General features: G+C 70.5%; 2 protein-coding genes and 1 pseudogene. All 3 read left to right on the top strand.

Features of this window, described 5'->3' with window-relative positions:
- Positions 1 to 784: pseudogene (locus HUV06_RS15105) on the top strand (chromosome segregation protein SMC); the annotation flags it as partial.
- Positions 785 to 923: 139 nt separating this feature from the next.
- Positions 924 to 2129, top strand: a complete 1206-nt coding sequence (locus HUV06_RS15100) for a glycosyltransferase family 2 protein (RefSeq protein ID WP_217433914.1) — start codon at positions 924 to 926, stop codon at positions 2127 to 2129.
- Entirely contained in the window at positions 2126 to 3664 is a 1539-nt protein-coding gene (locus HUV06_RS15095) for a hypothetical protein (RefSeq protein ID WP_174302069.1), read from the top strand. The genes HUV06_RS15100 and HUV06_RS15095 overlap by 4 nt, the downstream gene beginning before the upstream one ends.
- Positions 3665 to 3764: the final 100 nt, after the last annotated feature.

Below are 3764 nucleotides of genomic sequence, written 5' to 3'. Positions count from 1 at the left end.
CCGCGAACACTTGGCCGCCGCCGCCCAGCAGGTGCGCGAGACCGCGGGGCTCGAACCCCGCGCCCTGGCCGAGGCTATCGCCGCGGAGGCCGTCGCCATCCCCGCCGACCCCGCCGGCTTGGACACCCACCTGCACGCCCTGGAGCGCGACCGCGACGCACTCGGCGGCGTGAACCTGGGCGCCGAGGCGGAGGCCGCCGAGCAGGCTGCTCGCCTGGGATCCCTACGTACCGAACGCGCCGACCTCACCGATGCCATCGCCACCTTGCGCCGCAGCATCGAGACCCTGAACGCCGAGGGCCGCGAGCGCCTGCTGACCGCTTTCACCGTCATCTCGGAAAGCTTCAAGGCGCTGTTCCAGACCCTGTTCGAGGGGGGCCAGGCGGAGCTGCGGCTGGCGGAGAACGACGATCCGCTGGAGGCGGGACTGGAGATCTACGTCTGCCCGCCGGGCAAGCGGCTGGCGGTGATGAGCCTAATGAGCGGCGGCGAGCAGGCCCTGACCGCCATGGCCCTGATCTTCGCCGTCTTCCTGGCCAATCCCGCGCCCGTCTGCGTGCTGGACGAGGTGGACGCGCCGCTTGACGACGCCAACGTGGATCGCTTCTGCCGCATGCTGGACGAGATGCGGCGGCGGACCGACACCCGTTTCCTGGTCATCAGCCACAATCCCGTGACCATGTCGCGCATGGACCGCCTGTTCGGCGTGACCATGGCCGAGCGCGGGGTCTCGCGGCTGGTGTCGGTGGACCTGAAGCAGGCGGAGGCGCTGGCGGCGGAATAACCGGCCTTGCATCCATGACAGCTTGTCGTCACGACGGCGTGAGCGGATGCAGCCACACACCAGGGTGGCGTCCGTCCGCTAACCCAACCGCAAGGGTCCCTCGCCTATGAATGCGCCCCTTAGAGGCGAGGAACTGCAGATGGCCGCCCTCATGGAGCGCCGGAGCGTGGACGCAGACCTGTTTCAGGACGCGCGCCCGCTGGAACTCACCATCCTGATGCCCTGCCTGAACGAGGCGGAGACCATCGAAGTCTGCGTCAGGCAGGCCTGCGGCTATCTGGAGCGGACGGGCATCGCCGGCGAGGTCCTGGTGGCCGACAACGGCTCCACCGACGGCTCACAAGCCCTGGCGATAGCGGCCGGCGCCCGCGTGGTGATGGTTCTGGAGAAGGGCTACGGCGCAGCCCTGATGGGCGGCATCCGCGCGGCGGAAGGCCGCTACGTCGTCATGGGCGATGCGGACGATAGCTACGACTTCGACTCGCTCGATCCCTTCATGGAGCGGCTGCGGGCGGGCGACGCGCTGGTGATGGGCAACCGGTTCAGGGGCGGGATCGCGCCGGGCGCCATGCCCTTCCTGCACCGGTACCTCGGCAACCCGGTGCTGAGCTTCCTCGGCAAGCTGTTCTTCGCCATCCCTGTCAACGACTTCCACTGCGGGCTGCGGGGCTTCTCGCGCCAGGCGATGCTGGACCTGAACCTGTCGACGTCCGGCATGGAGTTCGCCAGCGAGATGGTGGTGAAGACCGCGCTCAACGGGTTGCCCATGAGCGAGGCGCCCACCACGCTGAAGCCCGACGGCCGCTCGCGCGCGCCGCACCTGAAGACCTGGCGCGACGGATGGCGGCACCTGCGCTTCCTGCTGCTGCACAGCCCCAAGTGGCTGTTCATCTATCCGGGCACGGCGCTCATCGGCTTCGGGGTGCTGCTCTCCGCCATGCTGGCGACAGGACCGCTGCGCCTGACGTCGCACGTCTCGATCGACGTGCATTCCATGCTGGCGTCGTGCTTCGCCATCATTCTAGGGATTCAGTTGGTGATGTTCGGCGCCCTGGCCCGCCGATACGGTGAGATCGAGGGATTCCTGCCCGCAACCCGCACGGCCATGCGCAAGCTGGTGCTCGGCCTGACCCTGGAAACGGTGCTGCGGGCCGCGGGCTTGGTGTTCGCCGCCGGCGTGATCGGGGCGGTCTGGGCGGGCTGGACCTGGGCGTCCAGCGGCTTCGGCCCCATCGTCTACGACCACATCATGCGGGTGCTGATCCTGTCGCTGACCGCCATCACCGTGGGCGTGCAGCTGGCGGCGTCGGGCTTCCTCGCCTCGGTGTTCACCCTGCGCAGATGAGGCGAGGCGCGCTCGCCGCCCTGCGCGGGTGGGGGCTGGCAGCGCTCGGGGCCGTGCTGCTGATGTGGGTGGCGGTGGTCGACGGCCGGCCGGCCGTGTTCAGCGACACCGCCCTCTACTACGACCAGGCGGAATACCTGTTCGAGGCGCTGCACCTCGTCAGGCCCGGACAAGCCATCGAGCCGCCGGGCGACCCCGCCGCCCTGCCGAGCCGTCCGGGCGTCCCCGACACCTCCGCCGAGATCGACGGCGCCCGCTCGCCGATCTATGGCGCACCGGTCTATGGGCTGCAACGCATGGGCGGCCTGTGGCTGGTCGCCTTCGCCCAGGCCTGGGCTGCGGCCGGAGTGGTCTATCTGCTCTACCGAGCCGCCGCGCCCGCGGCGCCGCGCTGGGGCTATCTGGCGCTGATGGCGGGGCTGGCCGCGCTCACGCCGCTGCCCTTCTTCGCGAGCTGGATCATGCCGGACCTGTTCGCCGGCGTGGCGGGGGGCGGGCTGCTCCTGCTCCTGGTCTATCCGGACAGGCTGGGCCCGAGCCGGCTGGCCGGAGCGGCCCTGCTCACCGGGTTCGGCCTAGCGGTGCACCGCTCGAACCTGCTGGACGCCGCGGCCGTGATCCTGGCCGCCGCCGTGCTGCTGAGGCTGGGCGGGCTGCCCTGGCGCCAGGTCGGCAGGCGCGTAAGCCTGGGCGGCGCCATCGTCCTCGCCACCCTGCTCGCCGGCGCGCTGGTCTATGTGCCCATCCGCGCCCGAGCCGGCGTGCCCATCGGCACACCACCCTTCATGAGCGCCCGGGCGCTGGCGGACGGTCCCGGGCTCGCCTACCTGCGTCGCGCCTGCACCGGACCGGGAACGCCTTTCGCGCTCTGCGCCTTCCGCGACCGGCCCATGCTGACCAGCGACCAGATCCTCTGGTCCAACCGCCGACGCACCGCCGTCTTCCTCGCCGCCGACGCGCCCACCCGCATGCGCATGGAGCGTGAGGATGCGGGTTTTGCGGTGGCGGAGACCCTGGCCGATCCGCTGGCCGAAGCTCGCGCCTCCGCCTGGAACGCGGTGCAGCAGTTCGCCATGGCCTATGTGGACGATCCATTGAAGGCGCAAGGCTTCTACGTCTCCGACTCGTTCTGGCGCACCACCGTGCTGCCTCGCATCCTGCCGGGTGCGGACGCCTGCCCCAGAACCGAGAGCTGCCGCCCCGATGTGGACAAGGCGGTGAGTTGGTGGCTGGAAGGCGCAGGACTGCTGGCGAGCCTGCTGGCCCTCGGGTGGCGGCTGAGCGCGGGGGATGTCCGCCCGGTGCTCATGAGGCGGACGACGGCGAGCTGGGAGGACGACCGGGTCCGGCTGCTGACCGTGCTCGGCCTGACCCTAAGCCTGCTGGTCGCCAATGCGGTCGTCTGCGGCGTGCTGTCAGGCCCCTTCCCGCGCTATCAGGCTCGACTCATCTGGCTGGTCCCTCTGATGGCGGGCCTGGCGATCTCCCGCCTCGGGTGGCTCAGACGCGCTACGGCTAATACCAGCGGCGGTTGACCCTGACTCCTCAACGACAGCGTCCCAGATGCTCCCCCTCTGGGAGAGCTGTCGGCGGAGCCGACTGTGGGGGCCGACGCGAAGCGGCGGCGCAGCCCCC

This window comes from Caulobacter sp. S45 (assembly GCF_903642205.1).
GTDB lineage: Bacteria > Pseudomonadota > Alphaproteobacteria > Caulobacterales > Caulobacteraceae > CAHJWH01.
The sequence above is the reverse complement of the archived record's forward strand: the minus strand, read 5'-3'. Positions and strand labels throughout refer to the sequence as shown.

Excerpts from the sequence above, each read along its gene's own strand:
- HUV06_RS15095 (WP_174302069.1), top strand. The coding sequence starts at position 2,126 with ATGAGGCGAGGCGCGCTCGCCGCCCTGCGCGGGTGGGGGCTGGCAGCG.
- HUV06_RS15100 (WP_217433914.1), top strand. The coding sequence starts at position 924 with ATGGCCGCCCTCATGGAGCGCCGGAGCGTGGACGCAGACCTGTTTCAG.